The following is a 21,896-nucleotide window of genomic DNA, read 5'->3' as shown; positions in this document are numbered from 1 at the left end:
CAGCCTGTTGCACGCCCAAGCAGTGGAAATGAGGGGATAGATCAGATGACGAGTTTGCCGTTGCGGCGGGCACTGCCCAGTCAACAACGCGTATCGGCGCGTGGCGTAAGTGATTTCATCGAAGCGGTGAACGCTGCGGACCTGGAGTTGCACAGCTTCATGCTGTACCGCGATGGCGCGGTGGTAGCTGAAGCGTTTTGGGCGCCTTATTGCGCCGAACGCCTGCATGTCCAGCATTCGGCGACCAAAAGCTGGGTGTCCATGGCCGTCGGGCTGTTGGTGGATGACGGCGTGCTGTCGCTGGACGCCAAGGTAGTGGATTTTTTTGCCGCCGATTGCCCGGCATCCATCAGCGCCAACCTGGCGGCCATGACCGTGCGGGATCTGCTGACCATGCGCACCGGCCATCGCCAGGGCATTTCTGGTGGCGCCTGGCGCGGGCGCAGTGACAGTTGGGTACGGTTGTTCCTCAATGAGCCGGTCGAAGACCCGCCAGGGCACCGGTTTATCTATAGCAGTGCGTCGAGCTTCATGCTCTCGGCGATTGTCAGCGTGGTCAGCGGCCAGACGGCGTTCGAGCTGTGCGACGCACGTATCTTCCAACCCATGGGCATGGGCCCCATCGAGTGGGACCTGGCTCCTGGCGGTTTCAACACCGGTGGCAATGGCCTCAGTTGCCGCACCGAAGACTTGCTCAAATTCGGCGTGTTGCACTTGCAACAGGGCAATTGGCAGGGGCAGCAATTGCTATCGCGCGAATGGGTAGCCGAAGCGACCCGTGGGCACGTCGATGATGTTTGGATGGGTGCCTTCGATGGCAAGCGCTACCTGAGCCGCGACGAGTCGAGCGACGCGGCTGTCACGCGCCGCGAAGGCTACGGCTACCAGTGGTGGATGACCCAGCACGGTGGGTATTACGCCTCCGGCGTGTTTGGCCAGCAGTGCATTGTGTTACCGCGCCATAACGCGGTGATTGCGTTTACCGCAGGCCTTGCCCTGGGCGAGCGGCGCTTGCACAGCCTGCTCTGGGAGCATCTTTTGCCGGCGCTGGACGTACCCAGCGAAGGCTCGGCGGATGCCGCGCTGGCGGCGCTGCTGGCCCATCAACAACGGCCGGTCATGTCTGGCGCCGCCAGCTCGCCGCGTCAGGCTGAATTCAGCGCGACGTTTGCCATGCAGGCCAACGAAGACCAGGTCAGCGAAGTGCGGCTGGAGTTCGGGCCTGAGCATTGTGACTTTTACCTCACCGACCCCCGTGGCACCCATTGCATCCGGGCCGGGCTGAGCGCCGGCATCGAAACCCAGACCAGCATGACCGGCCACTATCTGCATCACCAATACCAGCCGGCCCTCACCCCGGTGGTGGCGCAGGCGCGCTGGACCGAAGACCGGGTGTTGAGCATGACCTGGCAGTTTGTCGAAACGGCGTTTTGTGATCGGGTCACCTGCCGTATCGAACACGGCACCTTGTACCTGGACCGCAGCGTCAACGTAAACGCAGGCCCGTTGCAGCGCCCGACGCTGACCGGCCATCCAACCCTCGCTTTGCAGGAGTCGCCATGAACGATCTTTCCAACCCTTCAGTTTCCGCGCGCGGCGCGTTCTGGGCGCCATTTACCCCGATGCGCCAGTTCCAACAACAACCGATGATGTTCGCCAGCGCCGACGGTATGTACTACACCACCACCGATGGGCGCCGCGTACTCGACGCAATGGCGGGGCTATGGTGCGTGAATGCCGGGCATGGCCAGCCGAAAATCGTCGAAGCCATTCGCGAAGCGGCGGGGCGCCTGGACTTTGTCTCGTCGTTCAAGATGAGCCACCCCCAGGCCTTGGAAATGGCCGAGCGCCTGATCGACATCAGCCCCGCCGGTATGGAGCAGGTGTTCTTCACCAACTCCGGCTCTGAAGCGGTGGATACCGCGCTGAAGATCGCGCGGGCGTATCACCAGGCGCGTGGTGATTGCCGTCGGACCAAATTTATCGGGCGTGCCAAGGGCTACCATGGCATGGGCTTCGGTGGGCTGTCGGTATCCGGTATCGGCCGCCAGAAACGTGACTTTGGCCCACTGCTGGGGGAGGTCTCGCACCTGCCATTGCCCTATGACGCAAGCATGCGTTTCAGCGCCGGGCAGCCGCAGCAGGGCGCCAGTTACGCTGATGCGCTGACACAACTGCTGGATATCCAGGACCCGAGTACCGTGGCTGCGGTGATTGTCGAGCCGGTGACCGGCTCCGGCGGGGTTTATGCGCCGCCCCAAGGCTATTTGCAACGCTTGCGCGAGATTTGCACACGGCATGGCGTGCTGTTGATTTTCGACGAGGTAATCACCGGTTTTGGCCGCGTCGGCGCGCCCTTTGCCGCGCAAGCCTTTGGCGTGCTGCCGGACCTGATCACCACCGCCAAGGGCCTGACCAACGGCGCCGTGCCCATGGGCGGCGTGCTGGTCAGTGGCGCGGTGTATGAAGCGTTCATGGCCGGCCCACAGAATGTCATCGAACTGATGCACGGCTACACCTATTCAGCGCACCCATTGGCGTGTGCGGCCGGGTTGGCGACCCTGGAGGTGCATCGTGAATTGGGCATCAACCAGCACGTCAACGCGGTGAGTGGGCTGTGGCAGTCGACCGCACTCGCGCTGCAAGGTGTCGGCGCGGTGCTGGACGTCCGCGCGATCGGTCTGCTTTGCGCGGTGGAACTCGAGCCGCGCCCAGGTTTCCCCGGCGCGCGTGGCAGTGAGGTTGCGCAGTGGTGCTTCGACAACGGCGTGCTGGTGCGCGGCTCGGGTGACACCATTGTGATTTCGCCGCCGCTGGTCATCAGCCCGCAGGAGATCGCCCAGGTGTTCGACACCCTGGCGAGCGCCCTGAAACACGTCGCCTGAAGGGAGCCCAAGGTATGTCCGATCTGTTTGAGTTCTACATTGACGGTGCCTGGGTCAAGCCCCACGGCACGGCCGTTGAAACCGTGGTCAACCCGTCCACCGAGCAGGCGGTTGCGCGCATCATCCTTGGCGACAGCCACGATGTGGACCGCGCAGTCGGCGCGGCCAGGCAAGCGTTTGCGGGGTTCGCCGCCAGTTCGCTGGAGGCGCGTATCGAGCTGCTGCAACGCATAATCCAGGCCTACCAGCGCCACAGCGAAGCGCTGATCGAAGCGGTTCACCTGGAAATGGGCGCGCCGCTGTCCCTGGCCCGCAGCGCCCATGTGCCGGCAGGCCTGGGCCATCTGGTGCAGGCGTTGAATGTGTTGCGCGAGTACCGCTTCGAGCGTCGGGTGGGCAATACGTTGGTGGTGCGCGAGCCGATTGGCGTGTGCGCCCTGATCACGCCCTGGAACTGGCCGCTTAATCAACTCACCTGCAAACTCGCCCCCGCGCTGGCCGTGGGCTGCACCGTGGTGCTCAAACCCAGTGAGCGGGCGCCGTTGTCAGCCCGGATCATTGCCCAGGTGCTGCATGAGGCCGAGGTGCCAGCGGGGGTGTTCAACCTGGTCAACGGCGACGGCCCAGGGGTGGGTGCCGCGTTGGCGCGCCATGCCGAGGTGGACATGGTGTCTTTTACCGGCTCAACCCGTGCCGGCGTTGCAGTGGCCAAGGCGGCGGCGGATACGGTCAAGCGTGTGTCCCAGGAACTGGGTGGCAAATCCGCGAATATCCTGCTCGACGATGCCGACCTGCCCAGCGCGGTACGCCATGGGGTGTTGGGCTGTATGCGCAACAGCGGCCAATCGTGCAATGCCCCGACGCGGCTGTTGGTACCGCGTGCGCAGCAACCGGCGGTGATTGAGATCGCCCGGCAAGTACTTGCGCAGGTGTGCTACGACGACAGCAACCCCATCACCGCCATCGGCCCTCTAGCCAACGCCATGCAGTGGGAGCGGGTACAAGACATGATCGCCCAGGCCATCGCCGAAGGTTCGCGGTTGATCGCCGGTGGGCTGGGGCGGCCAGCAGGCGTTGAGCGTGGTTACTATGGGCGACCGACGCTATTTGCCGACGTCACACCGGATATGCTGGTGGCACGCGAAGAAATCTTTGGCCCGGTCTTGGCGATCATCCCGTATGACAGCGAAGCCGAGGCAATCGCCATCGCGAACGACAGCCCCTACGGCTTGTCCGGTTACGTCACCTCGGCCGACCTTGAACGCAGCCGCCAGGTCGCCCGGCAACTGCGCACCGGCATGGTCCACCTCAACGGCGCCCGCGCCGACCAGGCCGCGCCGTTTGGCGGCTACAAACAGTCGGGCAACGGCCGCGAGTGGGGGGAGTCCGGGTTTGACGAGTATCTGGAGAGCAAGTCGCTGTTTGGCTACTGATTTCACCGCTGGCGAGGGGCGCTCAAGGAAGAGCGTTTATTGCTCGTACTACCGCATCGGCGATGGTCTTTGTAATAACGCGACGCTGAGCGTTGTCAATCATGGGGCTTAACCATGCAGGCAGGCTGTTGAGCATCGGCAAAATGGCTACGAGCGCTCCCTCGCGCAACGGCCCGCCGGGCTGATGGCCTAGCTGGCCGACCAATTTCATGAATTCTGCCTCATAGGCCAGCCTCAACCGCTCGACGCTTGCCTGCATCGGGGCGCCCAGACAATGGGCATCCCTGACTGCCAACGTGAAGTGCCCGGTCATGTGTTCATGCAGTTGAAGATGACCTTCGATCAGCTTCGTCAGACGTTGTGCGGGCGTCAATCTTCGCGTTTTGACCAGCTCGACAAGGGACAGCAACGCCTGGTACAGCTCCATCAGCCATTCAAACAGCATTGCCTCCTTGCTCTCTACATGGTGATAAATCGCTCCCGGGCTGATGCCGACATGCGACGCCAGTTCACGCATGCTGACCTGACTGAAACTACGCTCCTTGAACAACTCCAGGGCTCTGCGCTGAAACTCCGATCGGCTCAGCACAGGCACCATCCGCCCATTGGTCATGTGTCGAGTGCCTGCTGTTTGGCTATTTCCTGATTGCGCAGAATGAACCGCTGCAACTTGCCACTGGGGGTCTTGGGCAGCTGTTCGACGAACTCGATTTCCCGGGGGTACGCATGTGCGGCCAGGCGCTGTCGGACATGCAGACGCAGGACCTCCGCCAGTTCGGCGCTGGGCTGGTACTGACAGTTGAGCATGACAAACGCCTTGATGAGTTCGGTGCGTTGCGGGTCGGGCTTGCCGATCACCGCGGCTTCGACGACTGCAGGGTGTTCGATCAGCGCACTTTCGACATCGAAAGGTCCGACGCGATAGCCGGACGTGGTGATCACGTCGTCGTTGCGGCCGACAAAACTGATACTGCGGTCGTCATTAAGCTCGACGATATCGCCGCTCAAATAATAGCGGTCGACAAACGCCTTGGTGGGCATGCCGTAGTAGCCATTGAACCAGCACAGGGGCGAGCGCTCACGATCCACCGCCAGCACGCCCGGCTGACCCGTCGGTAACTCCCGATGGGCATCATCGAGCACGACAATCCGGTACCCCGGCACCGCATAACCGGCTGAGCCCTCGCGTATCGCATGGCTTAGCCCGTGGTGGTTGCACAGCACCATGCCGATCTCGGTTTGGCCGTAATGATCATGAATGACCACGCCGAGCTGTTCGCTAAACCAACGAATGACTTGCGGGTTGAGCGGCTCGCCGGCGCTGCTGACGACACGCAGATGGCCGCGCACCGCGTCGGCGAACTCGGCCTGCGCAGCGATCAGCAGGCGATACGCTGTCGGCGAACCGGCCAGGTTGCTGATCGCATACTTGTCGATGACTCGGCAGGTACTTTCGACACTGAACGGGCCATCATAGAAGAGGGTGGCCCGGCCGCACGCCAGTGGCCCGGTCACTGCGTAATAAAGGCCGTACGCCCAGCCCGGGTCGGCGAGGTTCCAAAAACGGTCGTCCTCGCGCAGGTCGATGGCGTCGCGCATATAGCCCTTGAACGCCAGGATGGCGCTTAAAGGCACCTCCAGCGGCTTGGCCGGCCCAGTAGTGCCCGAGGTGCACATCAGCAGGAAAGGAGCGTTGGCGTCCAGCAACTCAGGCGCGCAATCCGCTGGTTGGCGCTCCAATGCGCTCCAGAAGTCGTAGTCGCCGGGGCGCTGCGGCGCACCGTCGGTCACGATGATGGACGGGCAGTCAGTGACGTCGTCCAGCTTGGGGCGGTTTTGGGCGTCGGTCACTATCCAGCGCGCCTCGGAGCAGCCCAATCGCTGCTCGATGGCCTTGGGACCGAAGGCGGTAAAGAGCGGCTGGTAGACCGCCCCGATGCGCCAGGTGCCCAGAATGGCAATCAACAGTTCAACCGTGCGTGGCATCAGGCCCGCGACACGGTCTCCCGGGCGCACCCCTTGCTCCCGCAGAAAATTGCCAAAGCGCGCAGCGTGTACCTGCAGCTCGCTGAAGGTGTGGTGCGTGGCACGGCCGTCCCGGGTTTCGCAGTACAACGCCACGGCATCCCCGTGGGCGTGCCGGTCGCAGCATTCGATGCACGCGTTCAAGGCATCCAGCTCGCCGTGCAAGTCCTGGGCGGCCAGTTGCAGATAGTCGAAGGAGGTCACTGCTGAGTCGTAATCGCGCATAACATACCTGATTGTTTTTGTTGAAATATGCTCTGCACCCGCGCCCATCGCGCAGGTGTCCGGGTGTGGCTAGCTGTCCATCATTTCGGCCGCTTGCTGGGTCGCCTGGCTGGTCCGGGTGGCCAGTTTGCGTACTTCATCTGCGACCACCGCAAACCCGCGCCCGGCGTCGCCGGCCCGTGCGGCCTCGATGGCGGCGTTCAACGCCAACAGGTTGGTCTGGCTGGCAATGCCCTGGATGGTGGAGACGATCTGCGTCAGCTTGCTGAGGGTTTCCTGCATCACCCGATGCTGCTGTGCCTGCGCCTCGCGCATCGTGCTTTCTTCATGGTGGGCATGGATATCGGTGATGGCGCCCACCACCCGTTGCGGGGACCCGTCCTGGGCACGGCGCGTTTGCCCACGGCCGCGAAACCAGCGGTAAGTGCCATTTTTGTGCTTGAGTCGATAGTCCACATCGAACGGCGTTTTACCGCTGCGGTCGTCGACGTGTGCCACAAACGCCGCAATGGCCCGTGCGCTGTCGTCGGGATGCAAGCGCGAGGTCCAGCTCTCCAGGGTGTTAGGAAACTCCTCAACGGTGTTGCACCCCAGTAACCGGCGCATTTGTGAAGACCACCAAATGGTGTTTTTCGGGTTCGCCGGGTCGCCGGCCACCACCTCGATATCCCAGAGCCCGTCATGCAGCATTTCCCGGGAGATATCGAAACGTGTGGCGGCCAGTTCGAGCGCTTCGTTGTGCAGGTGCTCTTCATGCACGTCACGCACGCTTCCGCCGATGGCCAGCGCCACGCCTTGCGCGTCGCGTCTTGAAGCACCGCTGATCCTGCACCAGCGATAGTCACCACCTGTTGCAGGCTTCATCCTCGCGAGCAGCGTAAAGGGGGTGCGTTCGCTGCGATCGGCCAGGTGCCTGGCGAGCGCCTCCAAGTGCGGTTGCCGGTCAGCCGGATGCAACCGTTCGCCCCAACTCCCCAGTTGATCTGGGCCTTCGCCCGTCCACGTCAGCGCAGATTCCGGCGCAGGTGCACCAGCCCCATTCAGCTCCAATGACCAAAACCGTTCGCCTGCGCCGTGGCTTATCAGCGCCCAATGCGCCTGCGCTTGGCGCAATGCCTTGTCGCTACCAGCAAGGCGCTCCTCCAGTTGACTGATTTGCAAGGTCTGCGCCCGGGCCTGCTCCTTGAGGTCCCGTCGCTCTTGCAGCAGGTGCTCGACGCTTGCCAGGATGGGGCGCAACAAGGGGTTGCTTGATGATAAAGGCGTGCTCGCCTTGTCAGGCTGCTCCAGCCTGTCTGCGAGTGACGCCAGAACCCAGCGGGTGGTTCGGCTAAAAAAAAGCATGGAACACCTCTTTCACGGTCAAATGGGGTCAGCTTGCAAGGCGGGACGTAGGGCGTGCTGATAAGGCCCGAGCGTCAAAAGCTTGCGCCCCCGGCAGGGCTTGCCAGGCCGAGGGGCCGTCGGCAATTTCCCGAGCACTCAGCAGGCAATTGTCGAGCTCGCGCTGCAACGCGTGGGTGTCCAGGTTCTGGCCAATAAAGACCAACTCCTGCCGGCAGTCGCCGACAACGCTGTCCCACTTGGCCATGATCCTGTGCAACCGATATTCATCCCGTGGCCATTGCGGCTGCTCGATGAAGTTCCACCAGTGCCCTACGTAATCCCATTGGAACTGTTTGCCGCTTTGTACCAGCAGGCCGGTTTCCAGGTGTCGGCTGGCGAGCCAGAAGTAACCTTTGCTGCGCAATAACTGCCCGTTGCGCCAGGGGCGCTCGAGAAAGTCGAGCAAGCGCTGTGGGTGAAAGGGCGCTCGTTCGCGGTACACCCAGGAAGTCACGCCATAGGTGTCTGATTCGGAGGCGGGTGCATCGCTGGCCTCCATGCTTTTCATCCAGCCCGGCGACGCCGCAAGGCTGGGTAAATCAAACAGGTGCGTACCGAGGATGGCGGGCAGCTCAACGTTGCCGTGGGCCATCGGCACGATCCGCGCACTGGGGTTGAGACCGGTGAGGATTGCGTGCAACGCCTGGTAACCGGCCTCGTCGATCAAGTCCAGCTTGTTGACAAGAATGACGTTGGCGTACTCCACCTGCTCAATCAGAAGATCGGCCAGATGGCGTTGGGGGGCGTCTTGCTGTGCGTCATCGCGGGCCACGGTATCCGGTGACTCCAGCAGCGCCTGGAAACGGCTGGCATCGACCACTGTCACCAAGGTATCGAGCCGCGCCAGTTCGCTGAGGCTGAAACCCTGGGCGTCAAGGAAGGCGAATGTCTCTGCGACCGGCATCGGTTCGGAAATCCCCGTGGACTCGATCAGCAGGTAATCGAAGCGCTGCTGACGTGCCAGGGCACTGATCTGCTCCAGCAAATCAGCGCGCAGCGTGCAGCAGATACAGCCATTGCTCATCTCGATCAATTCATCCCGGCCACGGTGCAGCGACACATCGCGCTGCACCTCTGCGGCATCGATGTTGACCTCGCTCATGTCATTAACGATGACCGCTACCCGCAGCCCTTCGCGATTGCGCAGGATATGGTTGAGCAGGGTGGTCTTGCCGGCGCCGAGGAAGCCGGAAAGCACGGTCACCGGCAGTCGGCCCGCCTGGGCGCCGTCCATCATACGTTCACCGCTCGATTGCCCTGGGCGTGGTCCAGGTAGCTTTCGAACAGGTCGACCACCACGAAGCCTTCGTCTGCCGCATCGCCCCACAGGTCTTTGGTGTGGAACTCGACATGGTAGGTGGGCTGATGCGCCGCGCTCGTATCGCCATGGCCAATGGCGTCCGGGAATGGCCATTTTTCTGATGTGCGATGCAATACCACGCCTTGCTTGCCGCGCACGTAGGCCGGCATGCGGATATGCCCGGCCACGTATTCGTCCCGCACCACCACTCGGTCGCCGACCTCAAAGGGGGCGCGACCGGTGATCGCCGCTCGACCTTGAGCGTGCGCCGGGTTCGCCAGCTTGAAGTGCGAACCCAGCGCCTGGTCGAGTTCAGCCTGGGTGATGACACCGGTTTCGACCAGCAGGGTGGCGGTCGCGATAACGTAGCGTTCGTAGTACTGGGTGCCGACATGTTGGCGAACATCCAGGCGTTCGACGGCGTGACGCACTTCGTCCACGCTGAACTTTTTCAAGTGATCGGCACCGATAAACATCAAGCTGTAGGCCAGGTGCTCCCAGTCCTGCTTGAACACCTGTTTGTAACTCAGGCTGTTGATGGTGTGAGGGACTGTGCCAAAGCCTTGGAAACCGCCGAGATCGTGAAAGCCATCCATAATAGAAACTCCGGGAATTGAACGAAGATGCGCTGTTTTTCAGTCAGCGCGGGGCAGGGCGACGCCGATCAGCACGTCTTTGGTCACCAGCGTCTGAAGCTGCTCCTCACTCATGTGCTCGCAGCCTTCAGGCCTTAGCGGCAACACCAGATAGCGGGTTTCGGCGCTGGTATCCCAAACCTTGACCACCACGTCACTGGGCAACTCGGTGCCCAGTTCGCGCAGTACGGTGCGGCCCTCCCGGACCAGGCGCGCACGGAACTCGAAGCCCTTGTACCACTCAGGTGGCAGGCCGAGCACAGGCCAATTGGTGCAGGAGCACAGGCTGCAGACAATGACGTTCTTAACCTCAGGCGTATCTTCCAGGGCGACGATGTATTCGCCCTGCGGGCCGGTATAGCCGAACTGGGCGCATGCAGCGGTGCCGTCCTTGAGCAACTGCGCCCGGAACTGCGGATCGACCCAGGCCTTGGCGACCACGCGGGCGCCGTTTTGAGGGCTCCAGCCGTGTTCCATCAGTTGCGTGAGCTGCTCGACGTAGCCCTGCGGGATGAGTTCCTTGCTCTTGAGCACTTGAAACAATGCCCAGGCCCGTTCACCGGGGGTTGAAGTGCTCGCAGGCGTAGAAGTGGATGCACTCATGGGGTATCTCCTATCAGTCAACGCGGTTGTGGTGTGATTGAAACGTGCCGGTCTTTGTTATTGTTTTTCAGGTAAGCCACTCAGAGCGTGCGCCAGTCCGCCGAGGCCTCAAATGCCGCCGCCGCTTGGTAAATCGTGCCTTCGGCATAGTGTTTGGCGACCAGCATCAACCCCACGGGCAGGCCGTCTACCAGGCCGCAAGGGATCGACATGGCCGGATGCCCGGTGATGTCTTGTGGCGCTGTGTTGCCGATCATTTCCAGTGCCCGCGCCACGTATTCGCTGATCGAACAACCTGCGGCCGGGTGGGGTTGGGCCGTGATGGGGGTGGTTGGCATCACCAGCAGGTCATAGGTTTGCAGTGCCTTGTCATAGCTTTGTCGGGCGAAGCGGGCGAGGTTTTGTGCCTTGGCGTAGTAACGCCCGTTGTAGTGGTTCAGTCCGTATTGGCCGACGAACATGCACAGCTTGAGCGATGCGGACAATTGGTCGGCCTGCTCGCGCCAACCGGCTTGTTTGTCCAGCAGGCCGACGTCGTACAGGCCTTTCCAGTTAAAGCCCGCGCCGTTGCCATGCATCATTTGCATGGTCAAGCCTTCGCAACCGATGGGGTGCCACAGCGCCCCGGCCAAGTCGTGTTCGGGAATGGATACCGGCTCGATATGCGCACCCAACGCCTCAAGGCGGGCGATAGCCTCACGCACCTTGTCCGCCACACGGGCATCCTGGTTGGCCAGCGCGAATCCCTCCTGCAGCACACCGATTCTGAGTCCGCTCACCCCCCGTCCCAGGTAGCTGCAATAGTCATCGACCTGAGGCGCCGCCTGGCGCGGGTCGAGACCATCCGAACCGGCCATGGCCTGCAACATCAGCGCGTTGTCGCGCACGTTGGCGGTGATGGGGCCGACATGATCGATGGTGGCTTCAATCGCCATGATGCCGGTGTAGGGCACCAAGCCATGGGTCGGCTTCATGCCGTAGGTCCCGCAGAACGCCGATGGGATGCGTATGGAGCCGCCCTGATCACCGCCTACGGCGATGTCCACTTCGCCGGCGGCGACCAGTGCGGCACTACCCGACGACGAGCCGCCCGCGGCATAACCGTGGCGGTAGGGGTTGTGCACCGGGGCGGGGTCGGAAGTGTGGCTGCCGCCTGACAGGCAGTAGTGCTCGCACGTGGCTTTGCCGAGGATGGTTGCGCCGGCATTGAGCAAACGCGTGACCACGGTGGCATCAAAACCCGGCACAAAACCTTCCAGCGGTGCGGCGCCGTTCATCATGGGCACGCCGGCCAAGGAGACGTTGTCTTTGAGCGCGACGGTTTTGCCCGCCAGCAGGCCGTCGCGGGCGCCATTGACTTCGGTGCGGTAATACCAGGCATTGAGCGGGTTCTCCCTGTTCGAGGGACGATAGCCCGCACTGCGGTCGTAACGGATGGGGGGCACGAAATCACACAGCTCGTCGACCAGGTCGTATGCATCGAAACTCGATTGCATCAGCTCCAGGTAGGACGCCGCCTGCTCGTGGGTCAGCTGCATGTTCAACTGCGCCGCGATGGCTAGCAGTTGATCAAGTGTGGGACGAATAATGGCCATGATTTTCCTGTCTTTTATCAGTTCAGTCCGGGTAGCAATAGCGACCAAATTAGGCATCTATTGCCGTATGCGCATGGTTGAGCAGGACACTCATTTGGCTGAGAAAGACATCGGGACTCAGAACACTTTCAACACGCGCAGATTCAAGCGCGCGCCTTCCTTGAAGCCTTGCTCAACCTCGATGTCCTTGCCCAGCTGGGCCTGGATCTGCAGGGTTGGGTCGATGAAATGAGTGACCGTGAAGCGGGCGTAGGAGGTCGAGACACCATCGTGCTGGTCAACACCGTCCACGGTGGTCGCGGCCCCGCTGACGTAACCCCCGCCGAGTGCGAATGTGGTGCTTGGTGTCCAGTTGTAGCGCACGGCCGCCTGGTACTCGTAGCGCGTGTTTTCTTCGAGTTTTGCGCGGGTGGCGCCGAAGTCGTTATTGGCCGAGACCCAGGACACGTCGGCGACGGTGTCCAGCGCCCACTGAGCGGAGAAGTGGTGGATATAGGCCGCTTGTAACGTCGCCCGCCAGCGGTTCTCGCCCAGGTTCAAGCCATCGTTTTTGTTGTAGCTGCCGACGGGGATGTAGAGGTAAGGGGCGATGGCAAACACATCTTTGTTTGCGGTAGGTAATGTCCACTTCAGAGGGGCGGTGATGATCGGGTCACCCACGCCATGGGTGTGGCCCAGCGCGCCGACATCGCCCGAGGCGTTCATATAGCCGAACGGCAGCAGAATCTGCGGTTCCCATGAAAGGTTCTCGGAAATCCCTATGGCATGGATATAACGCAGGATGCCCACGTCGGAGCTGAGCTTGGCGTTGTCGGAGGTTCGATGGCCGTTGCGATAAAGATCGGACCTGTCGGCGTGTTGGTAGTAAAACAGCACGGCATCGGCCCCTGCGGGCAGCGGTTCGAAATCCCCCGGCGATACTTCAAGGGCCTGGCTTTTTGCAAACGGCAACATCCCCAGCACAAGTACGAGTCGACTCAGTTTCATGGTCGCTCTCCTTGCGCGACAGCAGCATCGCGTAGCATTCCGGTGTGCGGGTGGCAGTTGATGTACTCGAAAATCTGGCTTTTGGCGTCCGATACCGACACTTCGTGGTACAGCCGCAACTTCTGCAAGCCCGCGGCCACGCGGAAGAACGTCACGAAGATACGCAGGTGGGTGGGGTGGGATTCGGCCCAGCGTTCGAGCTTCTCCACCGAGCGCCAGTGACCGATGTTGTAGCTGACGTCGAGAAAGTTGCCGTCCAGGTCGATATTGCGCACGAACCGGTTGCTGTAGCAGCCCAGCGCTTGGCCGTTGTCACGCAGGAAGTCCATGCCGTCCTGCAACGTCGGCAGGATCTCGTCGAGGTACAGTGAGCGCTCGTGCGCCTCGGCGTCGGCCCAGTCCTGGCCGGAACGAATCAGGGTGAGGTTGTCATGCCCCAGCACCACGACCCGTCCGCCTTTGGCAGGATCACCGGCGATCACTTGCAGCTCGCTCGTTGGCTTCATCCAGTCCGTTTGCGAGATGGGGAAACGGTCGCGCATCGAACCCCAGTAACCGTGCTCTTCGATTTCGCCGCTGGTTGTATCCATGACTGCGCCGACACCGGGCAGGTTGTCCTGGAAGGCGTAGAGTGTTTCGAACTGCTCAGCACGCGGTGCGCTGATTTCACGGAAATAGCCCAGGCCGTCGTTGAGCCTGTCCTGTGACGTCCACCAATCGTTCACCGGCGCGCAGCGCAACCAGCGGCAGTGGGCCGCCGGGCTCTTCCAGTAGCCGACCACTATCAAATTATCAAAGCCGCGGCTGTCGGTGTGGTGGGTCAAATCATGGGTCTGTGGACCATCGGCCAGGTCGAAACTGGCGACGATGTGCCGCATGGCCTGGAGTGCCGTTGCGCGCTGCGCCTCGCCTCGATACTGCACGCCGAGGTAGGCCATCACCACTTGTTCCAACTGCTCGTCGGCGCGTGCGACCCACATCGGGAACGGCGGTTGATACTCGTCGGGCACACGGCGCGATAGAGTGCGTGGGCATTTGAGATGTGTGTCGATTGCAGATTCCATCTTGAGCTCCTCGTTATTTTGGTTCAGGCCTACGGTTGGGCTTCAGTGCTTGCTTGATTGACCGCGCTTGGCGGTCTGGCGTCGGTGCAGCAGCTTCATGGACCCCCACTCAATCAACCAACAAGCCGACTCTTCGGGGGCCAGATCGCGCCTGTGCAAAAGCCAGGAGGAATCAGCCAATCGTTGTGAATAGTCTCGATGCATGGCGTGCCTCATCAGCGGGGAAGGGCTGCTGTGAGGAGAAAATTAGGCGTGACGGCGAGGGGCCGCTTGGTTCGTCGAGACAACCGCTTGGTTGGAAAAGACAACGCCGCAAGGGGCGCCACAGCGGTGATCGGCGTTGGTGCACCAGCCCCCAAAGCCAGGGTTCTGTGCCTCTTAATGGTGACGCAAAGGGGGCAGGGCGCCGCGATGCACACGTGAGCGCGACCCTGATTGTGCTTGGCCTGTTAATTGCTAGCGCTGACACGCCGGTTACACTTTTTCCAGCGCTTACTGCATTGCTGTACCGAGGCCAGTGCCATGAATCCAAGCACTCAATATTCAACCCTTGCCGTTGCTGCACCACGTCGCTTTGATTACTGGAAAGAAGTGGTCTGCCGCCACTGCCTGGCGGCCGATAGCAAACCCTTGTCCCAGAGCAGTTTCGATGGCGCGCTGGCGATCAACAGCCTGGGCGGTCTGGACATCTGTTCACTGTCATCGCCACTGCATTATTGGGAACGCTCCGAACGGCATTTGCGCAGTGGTCCCGCCGAAGATTTATGGTTGGGTTTCGTGCGAAATGGCCATGGCCAGATTGAACAGGGCGCAAGAAAAGCCAGCCTGGCAGTTGGCAATTTGTTTCTTTATGACGCAACTCAAGCGTTCCGATTCAGCTTCGGTGGTACCGAAAACCACCTGGTCCGTATTCCCCGAGCGTTGCTGACCGAACGCCTGCCGCGTATTGCGGAATACACCGCGATGGTCCTCGACGACCGCAGGCCAGGGGTGATCCCTTTGCGCGAAATGTTGCGCCAGGCGGCGAGTGCCCCGGCTTCGTTGCAGGATGATTCCATCTCCAATCGTTATTCAGAGGCGTTGCTCGACCTGCTGGTAATCAGCCTGGAGCTCCAGGACCTGAAGGCTACCCACCAGGAACTGGACCTCTATGGCCGCATCATGCAGTACATTCAACGGCACTTGACCGAGCCGGACCTGTCGATTGAAGTCATCGCCCAGGCCCACAATGTGTCCACCCGCACCGTCACGCGGGCCTTTGCGCGCTACCAGAAAACCCCCGTTGCAGAGATTTGGAAGGAACGCCTGAATGCTAGCCGTGAAGCGATCGAGCGCGGCCAGGTGCGCAGTGTCTCCGAGGCGGCGCTGGACTTCGGGTTTTCTGATTTCTCCCATTTCAGCCATGCGTTTCGCAAGGCGTTCGGTGTGGCGCCGAATACGCTTTTACGCCGCGATTGAAACTGCCAGACACTGACAATTTCCCTGTGGCAAGCGGGCTTGCCACTGCATTAAAACTCGGTAATGACCGTTACCCCAGCCGTCTCGAACCGGTCCATATTGGTCAACGCGTCGATAGATTGCTCCAGGCTGATGGTCTTACCCACGAGTTTTTCAGGCGCCAGCTTGCCTGAGGTGATCATCTCGATCATTGCCCCATAGCGATGCGCTTGCATCCCGTGGCTACCGTAGATTTCAAGTTCGTGCGCGATAACCTTGCTCATGGGGATTGCCGGCGTGGCGTGATCAGCCAGCATCAGCCCCACCTGGACGTGCTTGCCGCGACGGCGCAGGTTGTTGATGGAGTTGAAACACGTGGTTGGGTGACCCAATGCGTCCAGCGATACGTGGGCACCGCCCTGGGTGATTTCCAGCACGGCTTCGGTGACGTTCGCGACGCACTGGGCATTCAGGGTGGCGACAGCGCCGAGTGCGCGTGCCAGGTCGAGTTTATCCTGGGAAATATCGATGGCGATCACGTTCGCGCCGATGGCGTGGGCGATCATCACCGCAGACAGACCTACTCCGCCGCAACCGTGAACCGCGACCCATTGACCGGCGCTGACTTTGCCTTGGTCAACCACTGCACGGAACGAGGTGGCAAAGCGACAACCCAGGCTTGCAGCGGTAGCAAAATCCATGCTTTCGGGCAGCGCGACCAGGTTCAGATCGGCCTGATGGATACCGACGTATTCGGCAAAAGAGCCCCAATGAGTGAAGCCTGGCTGGAACTGCGTGTGGCACACCTGTTGATTGCCGCTGTTGCACTCGGCACAAGCACCACACCCGCCCACGAACGGCACGGTCACGCGGTCACCGACCTTCCATCGCGTGACATCGTTACCCACCTCGGCCACGATGCCCGCCAGCTCGTGCCCGGGTACATGCGGCAGTTCAATATCGGGGTCATGGCCTTTCCAGCCATGCCAGTCGCTGCGGCATACGCCGGTGCCAAGCACTTGAATCACCACACCATGCCGTTGCGCAGAAGGATCTGCCACGTTCATCAGGCGCGGCGGTTTGGCAAAGGCTTCGTAGACGACTGCTTTCATTCAAATTACCTATGTTTGGATGGGCGGTGCGACTCAACCGGCTGCTGGTCATCCTCGGTTCGCTTCGAAACGTGATGATCCAGGCATTGCCAATTATGAATGAACGCCTTGAAATTACCCTTCAAGTTGCAATTGACGGATCAACAAATCTGAAATTAATCTTCGTTTTTTGGCCTTAATATGAGGAGTTATTTCATGATCGAGCAGCTCGATAAGGCGGACATTGCAATAACGGAACGTTTGCAACGCGACGGCAAGCTGTCGAATGTCAAGCTGGCCGAGCAACTGTCCCTCAGTGAAGCATCCTGTTGGCGCAAGCAAAGACGGCTTGAGGAATGCGGTGTTATCGAGGGGTACCAAGCCATTCTCAATCGAAAAAAACTAGGGCTAGGCCTGAAGGCCTTTGTTCAGATCTCTTGCACTGATCACAGCGAAGAAGCCACGGCGACGTTCGAAAAGATTATTCTGGCGGCCCCACAGGTCCTGAGTTGCCACAACACGACGGGCGAGGCGGACTTTTTGCTTGAGGTAGTTGCCCGGGACCTGGACAGCTATAGCCGCTTTGTCGAAAAAGTGCTGAGAAAGCTCCCTGGCGTTTTAAGTATTCGCTCCAACCTCTCCCTGCGAGAGGTGAAGACCACCAATCGGCTGCCCGTCAGCGAGCTCTTGAGTATCTGAATGCTGTCAGGACAGGCGCGAAGATAATGCTGCAGGTGGCTGACAAACTGACAGCCGACTCAACTAAACTCCACCAGAGCTGCTCCCGACAGCGCCTGGTGAGACGTCATGATTGCCCATACCCCCACGCTATTTGCCTGCGTCGCCTTAGTGGCGACGATCATGGCGTTTTGTCTGATATTGGTCGGCCAGTTCAACCAGCGTGACGGCTTGCTGACCATTGGCTTTGGTTTGCTGGCACATGCCCTGGCCTATATTGGATATACCTTGTACGGCCACGCCCCGCTATGGTTGACCTATGGGGCTGCGAACACATTGTTGGCGGTCGCGCTGGCCTTTTACGGGGCCAGCGTATTTCGGATCGTTGAGTTGCGCGTCTGCTGGTGGCAGATATTTGCACCTGCCGCATTGATGCTTGTGTTGATGGTCAGTCTGATCGACACGCTGGAGCCGCGCATGCTCGCCGCCACGCTTGTGTTGATGGTGCAGTGCGCCCTGATCATCTATTGGACGCGTCGCTACATACCCGCTCAGGGGCGTGCGCGCATGCTGTTGATCATCGGCTCAAGCATCAGCCTGATCGGCCTGGGCATGCGGGTGATCGCCATCATCGGCGGAGGGGCTGCCGAGATGCGCTATGACGTCAGTAACCTTAAGCAAACCATCTCAGTCAGCATCGGCACGTTCACCGCGATGATGATCTCCCTCGGGCTGGTGCTGCTGGCCAAAGAGCGCAGTGAGTCGTTGTTCCAGCGCCTGGCGTTGCGTGACGTGCTGACCGGCATTCTCAATCGCAGAGCCGTCCTCGAGCAATTTTCCAAAGAACTGGAACGCGCGCGTCGAGACGCTTCTTACCTGGCAGTGGCGATGGTCGATATCGACCATTTCAAGCAGATCAATGATGTGTATGGGCACCTGGCGGGTGATGAGGTGATTTGCCACTGCGTCAATCAACTCACCCAGCGAATTCGTGAGTCCGACAGTATCGGGCGTTACGGTGGCGAGGAGTTTCTGGTGCTGCTTCCCCGCACCAGCCCCGAAAACGCCGTGGCAGTCCTGGACCAATTGCGCGCGTCGGTCGCTGAGTCACCGGCTCGGTTTGGCGAGGCAAGCATCTCATTGCGCATCAGTATCGGTGTTTGCTGCGTGGTGCCAAACGAAGATGACACCACGGCCAGCCTGCTTGCCCGTGCGGATGCCGCTCTTTATGAAGCCAAGGGTTTGGGGCGCAATACCTTGTGTTTGACACCGCCGCAGGAGCATCGCGAGAACACGGCCCCGTTCACGTCATTGAGTACTGAACGGGAGTAGAGGTGAAAATGCCTTGTAACCATGTTGAAAATCGGTCACAAGTTGTCAACTGCGACCTGGATCCGTAAGCTACGGACATGAACCAGCCATCTATTTCCTCGCCCGGCGTTCGGGGCCCAGCCGATCATGACATTCGAGATCAGATCGTCGCGGCGGCCAACGAACATTTCAGCCAGTACGGTTACAGCAAAACTACGGTTTCTGATCTGGCCAAAGCCATCGGATTTTCCAAGGCTTACATCTACAAATTCTTTGATTCCAAACAGGCGATCGGTGAAGCCATATGCGCCAATTGCTTGGCGGAAATTGTTGCTGCCGTTGAAAAGGCCATTGATGTCGAGAACATTTCGTCCACCGAGCGGTTTCGGCGTCTGGTCAGAACCCTGATCTCCACAGGTGTCGACCTGTTCTTCAATGACCGAAAACTCTATGATATCGCCGCGTTTTCGGCGTCGGAGAGCTGGCCCAGTTCACAGGTCTACGATGCACAGATCAAACGCTTCGTATTGCAGATCGTGCGTGATGGGCGCGAGAGTGGCGAATTTGAACGCAAGACTCCATTGGACGAGACGGTAGACTCCATCCATTTTGCGTTGCGGCCTTTCGTCAACCCTTTGCTGCTGCAATACAATCTTGACTTCGTTGAGACAGCACCCACGCTCACCTCAAACCTGATATTGCGCAGCCTCATGCCGTAATTCCAGGCTGCGCATTCTGCGCAGCTTTCATGTGAGCGTCGAAAAAATACCTTTTCAGTTTTAGCCATTGCATCGAGCAGTGGCGTATAGGCTTTTGTCTGGATAGTGACTATTGACATAAATGGTCACATGACTAAACATGACGCCTCAGCTTCGCAGGCATTGCCATGATTCAGCGCCGCTCTGTTACTTGCGTGGCGGTCGCCCGGTCCTTTGGGCGCGCCAGACAGTGGCCTTTTTACGTGATGCAAACGAACTGAACCCCCCAACAAAACTACGGCTAACCGGCTCTTTCCGGTGATCACGAAGAGTTCCAATAATGAAAAGAAAATTGCTCAAGCGTCCACTTGGACTGGCTGTCGTGCTTGCTTCCTCTAATGTGCTGGCGAGTGGTTTTGCGCTCAACGAACAAAGCATCAGCGGGATGGGCTCCGGGTTTGCCGGTCGCTCTTCTGCGGCTGAAGATGCGAGCACGGTCTTCGGTAATCCGGCGGGTATGGCTCGCTTGAAGGGCGAGCAGGTCAGCGTGGGCGGCGCGACACTGTTCGCGAAGTCGGATATAAGCCATACGCGCAGTACATTCGGCGGTCAGGAAGACGGCGACATGGTGCCAGTGACCACGGTACCGATGGGGTACTACGTCAAGCCTATTGATGAGCATTGGGCATTCGGTGTGGGGTTCTACGTGCCGTTTGGTCTGATGACCGATTACGGCAGCGGTTTTGCTGGCCGGTACTATGCCAACAAAAGTGAAGTCACGACCCTTACGTTTCAGCCCACCGTCAGCTATGCGTTTAACGAAAAAGTATCGATCGGGTTTGGTCCTACCATCAACCGCATCAGTGGTGAACTGTCCGGGATGGTGCCAAATCCACTGAGCCCCGGGCGCAATGACGGCAAACTCAAAAGTACTGGCGATGACACGGCTCTGGGTTTCAACGTCGGTATTTTGGTGCAGGCTACAGACCGAACCCGCCTGGGGATGACTTACCATTCCAAGGTCAGCTACCGTCTGGATGCCAAGACCAAGGTCACTGACGGTCTCTTTAGCGTGCTGGGGGTGAGTGGTCGCAGCTATGACGCTTCGTTGGAAGTGGATACTCCAGAGTCGGTGGACATGTCGTTGACTCATCAACTGGATGATCACTGGACCCTATACGCTGGGAGTACCTGGACGCGGTGGAGTCGCTTCAAGGAATTGACCAGCGAGACCAAAGGGTTGCCTCCTTTGTTGAATGCTCAGCTAGGTTCCGTCACCGAAGAACAGAACTGGCATGATACGTGGGCTCACGCGATCGGTGCGGCGTACAAGCTAAACGATCAGTGGGTGCTTCGTTCTGGCTTCTCGGTCGATCAGTCGCCGACTAATAACACCGATCGAGGGCCACGCATTCCTACGGGCGACCGGAAGGTGTTCAGCGTCGGCGCAGGCTGGACCCCGGTAGACAATGTCACGATCGATGTCGCTTACTCTTATCTGTGGGAAGAGAGTGTTCAGATCAACCACGTCTCCGCGACCAGAGGTACCTACAGCTCCAAATACAAGAACAGCGCAAGCGGTCTTGGAGCATCGCTCAGTTATCGGTTCTGATTGGCTGCGGTTCCACACATCGGCCGGAAGTCGCGCATTACTTCCGGCCGTTTACAACATTCCCAACGCTTCCCGTTGGTAAAGGCCATTTTTTATCTCGCGCTCAGACGCCCATCACGTGCTCCATAAGCCCCTGATGAAACCGACGAGGCGTGGCCCAGGTCAGGACGCTAATGGCCTTGTTGCCGAAACCCGGCACAACGCTCATTCGTCCCGCTTGCAGTGCGCGGATTCCTGCTTGTACCACGGGCTGGGGTTGCATCATCACCCTACGCAAGAGGGGTGTGATCTTTTGCTTGGCGTTTGATGCAAAGCCTGTGTCAGACATGCCTGGACACAGCGCAGTGACGACGACGCCGTCACGTTTGAGTTCGCGATGCAGCGCATCGGAAAATCTAAGCACATACGCCTTGGCTGCAGAGTAAACGGCAAAATTCTTGACGCCCTGATAGGACAACAAGCTGGCAACCATCAAAATATGTCCTTTTCGCCGTGCTCGCATATCCCCGGCAAAGAGGCGGGTCATGGCGGTCAGACTGGCGATATCCAAGTCGATCATAGCCAGGGAGCTTTCCAGGGGGGCGTCCAGGAATGCGCCCTGTAGGCCATAGCCGGCGTTGTTGATCAGTATGTCGACGACAATATTGCGGTCATGCAGATCCCGATGCAGATCGATAATCACATCAATGGATGACAGGTCCGCCTGTTGCACCAACACATCGACGGCGTAACGTGCGCGCAACTCTTCAGCGAGCATTTCAAGTTCATTCAGCCTGCGCGCGACCAGGATCAGTGATCTTCCTTCGGTAGCATATTGTTGCGCAAACTCTCTGCCGAAACCGCTTGATGCACCGGTAATGAGTACCCATGAATTATCGCTCGACTGCATAGTAATGTTCTCCGACGGATTACTGTTGTGTGGTTCGGCAAC

Annotated in this window: 18 protein-coding genes and 2 pseudogenes; 8 read left to right on the top strand and 12 right to left on the bottom strand. The window is 59.9% G+C overall.

The features are described 5' to 3' along the window. Window positions 1-45: 45 nt before the first annotated feature. From BHC62_RS10115 to BHC62_RS10105, 3 genes are read left to right on the top strand one after another with little or no spacing between them, the layout of a single operon-like run. Window positions 46-1,563, top strand: a complete 1,518-nt coding sequence (locus BHC62_RS10115) for a serine hydrolase (protein WP_070994925.1) — start codon at window positions 46-48, stop codon at window positions 1,561-1,563. Next, window positions 1,560-2,885 carry an aminotransferase class III-fold pyridoxal phosphate-dependent enzyme gene (locus tag BHC62_RS10110; RefSeq protein ID WP_070994924.1) on the top strand — a complete coding sequence of 442 codons (1,326 nt, stop codon included), beginning with the start codon at window positions 1,560-1,562 and terminating at the stop codon, window positions 2,883-2,885. The genes BHC62_RS10115 and BHC62_RS10110 overlap by 4 nt, the downstream gene beginning before the upstream one ends. 14 nt (window positions 2,886-2,899) lie before the next feature. Beyond that, the gene (locus BHC62_RS10105; RefSeq protein ID WP_070994923.1) at window positions 2,900-4,318 is read left to right on the top strand and encodes an aldehyde dehydrogenase family protein; all 1,419 of its coding nucleotides are present in this window, start codon (window positions 2,900-2,902) and stop codon (window positions 4,316-4,318) included. Between the two features lie 22 nt (window positions 4,319-4,340). Here the strand turns inward: BHC62_RS10105 and BHC62_RS10100 are convergent, their stop codons facing one another. The 10 genes and pseudogenes from BHC62_RS10100 to BHC62_RS10060 all read right to left on the bottom strand — a co-directional run bounded on the left by BHC62_RS10100 (window position 4,341) and on the right by BHC62_RS10060 (window position 14,138). Further along, a complete protein-coding gene (locus BHC62_RS10100; protein WP_070994942.1) occupies window positions 4,341-4,916 on the bottom strand; it encodes a TetR/AcrR family transcriptional regulator in 576 nt (191 codons plus the stop codon). 11 nt (window positions 4,917-4,927) lie between these two features. Next, window positions 4,928-6,568 carry an AMP-binding protein gene (locus BHC62_RS10095; protein WP_070994922.1) on the bottom strand — a complete coding sequence of 547 codons (1,641 nt, stop codon included), beginning with the start codon at window positions 6,566-6,568 and terminating at the stop codon, window positions 4,928-4,930. 78 nt (window positions 6,569-6,646) lie between these two features. Then, window positions 6,647-6,901 (bottom strand): annotated as a pseudogene (locus BHC62_RS29300) (methyl-accepting chemotaxis protein); the annotation flags it as partial. Window positions 6,902-6,931: 30 nt separating this feature from the next. Continuing rightward, window positions 6,932-7,912: pseudogene (locus BHC62_RS10090) on the bottom strand (PAS domain-containing protein); the annotation flags it as partial. Window positions 7,913-7,940: 28 nt separating this feature from the next. Continuing rightward, complete coding sequence (locus BHC62_RS10085) at window positions 7,941-9,191, bottom strand: GTP-binding protein (RefSeq protein WP_070994920.1); 1,251 nt, start codon at window positions 9,189-9,191, stop codon at window positions 7,941-7,943. Then, entirely contained in the window at window positions 9,188-9,850 is a 663-nt protein-coding gene (nthB, locus tag BHC62_RS10080) for a nitrile hydratase subunit beta (RefSeq protein ID WP_070994919.1), read from the bottom strand. Before nthB ends, BHC62_RS10085 begins: the two co-directional genes overlap by 4 nt. 39 nt (window positions 9,851-9,889) lie before the next feature. Continuing rightward, window positions 9,890-10,492 (bottom strand): nitrile hydratase subunit alpha, encoded by a 603-nt coding sequence (gene nthA / locus BHC62_RS10075; protein WP_070994918.1) that lies wholly within the window; start codon window positions 10,490-10,492, stop codon window positions 9,890-9,892. 80 nt (window positions 10,493-10,572) lie between these two features. After that, a complete protein-coding gene (locus BHC62_RS10070; RefSeq protein ID WP_070994917.1) occupies window positions 10,573-12,087 on the bottom strand; it encodes an amidase in 1,515 nt (504 codons plus the stop codon). 117 nt (window positions 12,088-12,204) lie between these two features. Further along, window positions 12,205-13,074, bottom strand: a complete 870-nt coding sequence (locus BHC62_RS10065) for a transporter (RefSeq protein ID WP_070994916.1) — start codon at window positions 13,072-13,074, stop codon at window positions 12,205-12,207. Then, window positions 13,071-14,138, bottom strand: a complete 1,068-nt coding sequence (locus BHC62_RS10060; RefSeq protein WP_070994915.1) for a phenylacetaldoxime dehydratase family protein — start codon at window positions 14,136-14,138, stop codon at window positions 13,071-13,073. The genes BHC62_RS10065 and BHC62_RS10060 overlap by 4 nt, the downstream gene beginning before the upstream one ends. A 522-nt stretch (window positions 14,139-14,660) precedes the next feature. Between BHC62_RS10060 and BHC62_RS10055 the strand changes: the two genes are divergently transcribed. Next, window positions 14,661-15,596, top strand: a complete 936-nt coding sequence (locus tag BHC62_RS10055; RefSeq protein WP_070994914.1) for a helix-turn-helix domain-containing protein — start codon at window positions 14,661-14,663, stop codon at window positions 15,594-15,596. Window positions 15,597-15,646: 50 nt separating this feature from the next. Here the strand turns inward: BHC62_RS10055 and BHC62_RS10050 are convergent, their stop codons facing one another. Beyond that, window positions 15,647-16,687 carry a zinc-dependent alcohol dehydrogenase family protein gene (locus BHC62_RS10050; RefSeq protein WP_070994913.1) on the bottom strand — a complete coding sequence of 347 codons (1,041 nt, stop codon included), beginning with the start codon at window positions 16,685-16,687 and terminating at the stop codon, window positions 15,647-15,649. A gap of 195 nt (window positions 16,688-16,882) precedes the next feature. Here BHC62_RS10050 and BHC62_RS10045 point away from each other — a divergent pair, with 195 nt between their 5' ends. From BHC62_RS10045 to BHC62_RS10030, 4 genes are all read left to right on the top strand, one after another. Next, entirely contained in the window at window positions 16,883-17,365 is a 483-nt protein-coding gene (locus BHC62_RS10045; protein ID WP_070994912.1) for an Lrp/AsnC family transcriptional regulator, read from the top strand. A gap of 108 nt (window positions 17,366-17,473) precedes the next feature. Then, the gene (locus BHC62_RS10040) at window positions 17,474-18,676 is read left to right on the top strand and encodes a GGDEF domain-containing protein (RefSeq protein ID WP_070994911.1); all 1,203 of its coding nucleotides are present in this window, start codon (window positions 17,474-17,476) and stop codon (window positions 18,674-18,676) included. Between the two features lie 77 nt (window positions 18,677-18,753). Then, window positions 18,754-19,374 carry a TetR/AcrR family transcriptional regulator gene (locus tag BHC62_RS10035; protein WP_029290660.1) on the top strand — a complete coding sequence of 207 codons (621 nt, stop codon included), beginning with the start codon at window positions 18,754-18,756 and terminating at the stop codon, window positions 19,372-19,374. 319 nt (window positions 19,375-19,693) lie between these two features. Beyond that, entirely contained in the window at window positions 19,694-20,965 is a 1,272-nt protein-coding gene (locus BHC62_RS10030; protein WP_070994910.1) for an OmpP1/FadL family transporter, read from the top strand. Window positions 20,966-21,068: 103 nt separating this feature from the next. On the opposite strand, the gene BHC62_RS10025 is transcribed toward BHC62_RS10030, so the two are convergent. Further along, window positions 21,069-21,854 (bottom strand): SDR family oxidoreductase, encoded by a 786-nt coding sequence (locus BHC62_RS10025; RefSeq protein ID WP_070994909.1) that lies wholly within the window; start codon window positions 21,852-21,854, stop codon window positions 21,069-21,071. Window positions 21,855-21,896: the final 42 nt, after the last annotated feature.

It is taken from the genome of Pseudomonas sp. 06C 126, assembly GCF_001855215.1.
In the GTDB taxonomy this organism is placed as follows: domain Bacteria; phylum Pseudomonadota; class Gammaproteobacteria; order Pseudomonadales; family Pseudomonadaceae; genus Aquipseudomonas; species Aquipseudomonas proteolytica.
The sequence above is the reverse complement of the archived record's forward strand: the minus strand, read 5'-3'. Positions and strand labels throughout refer to the sequence as shown.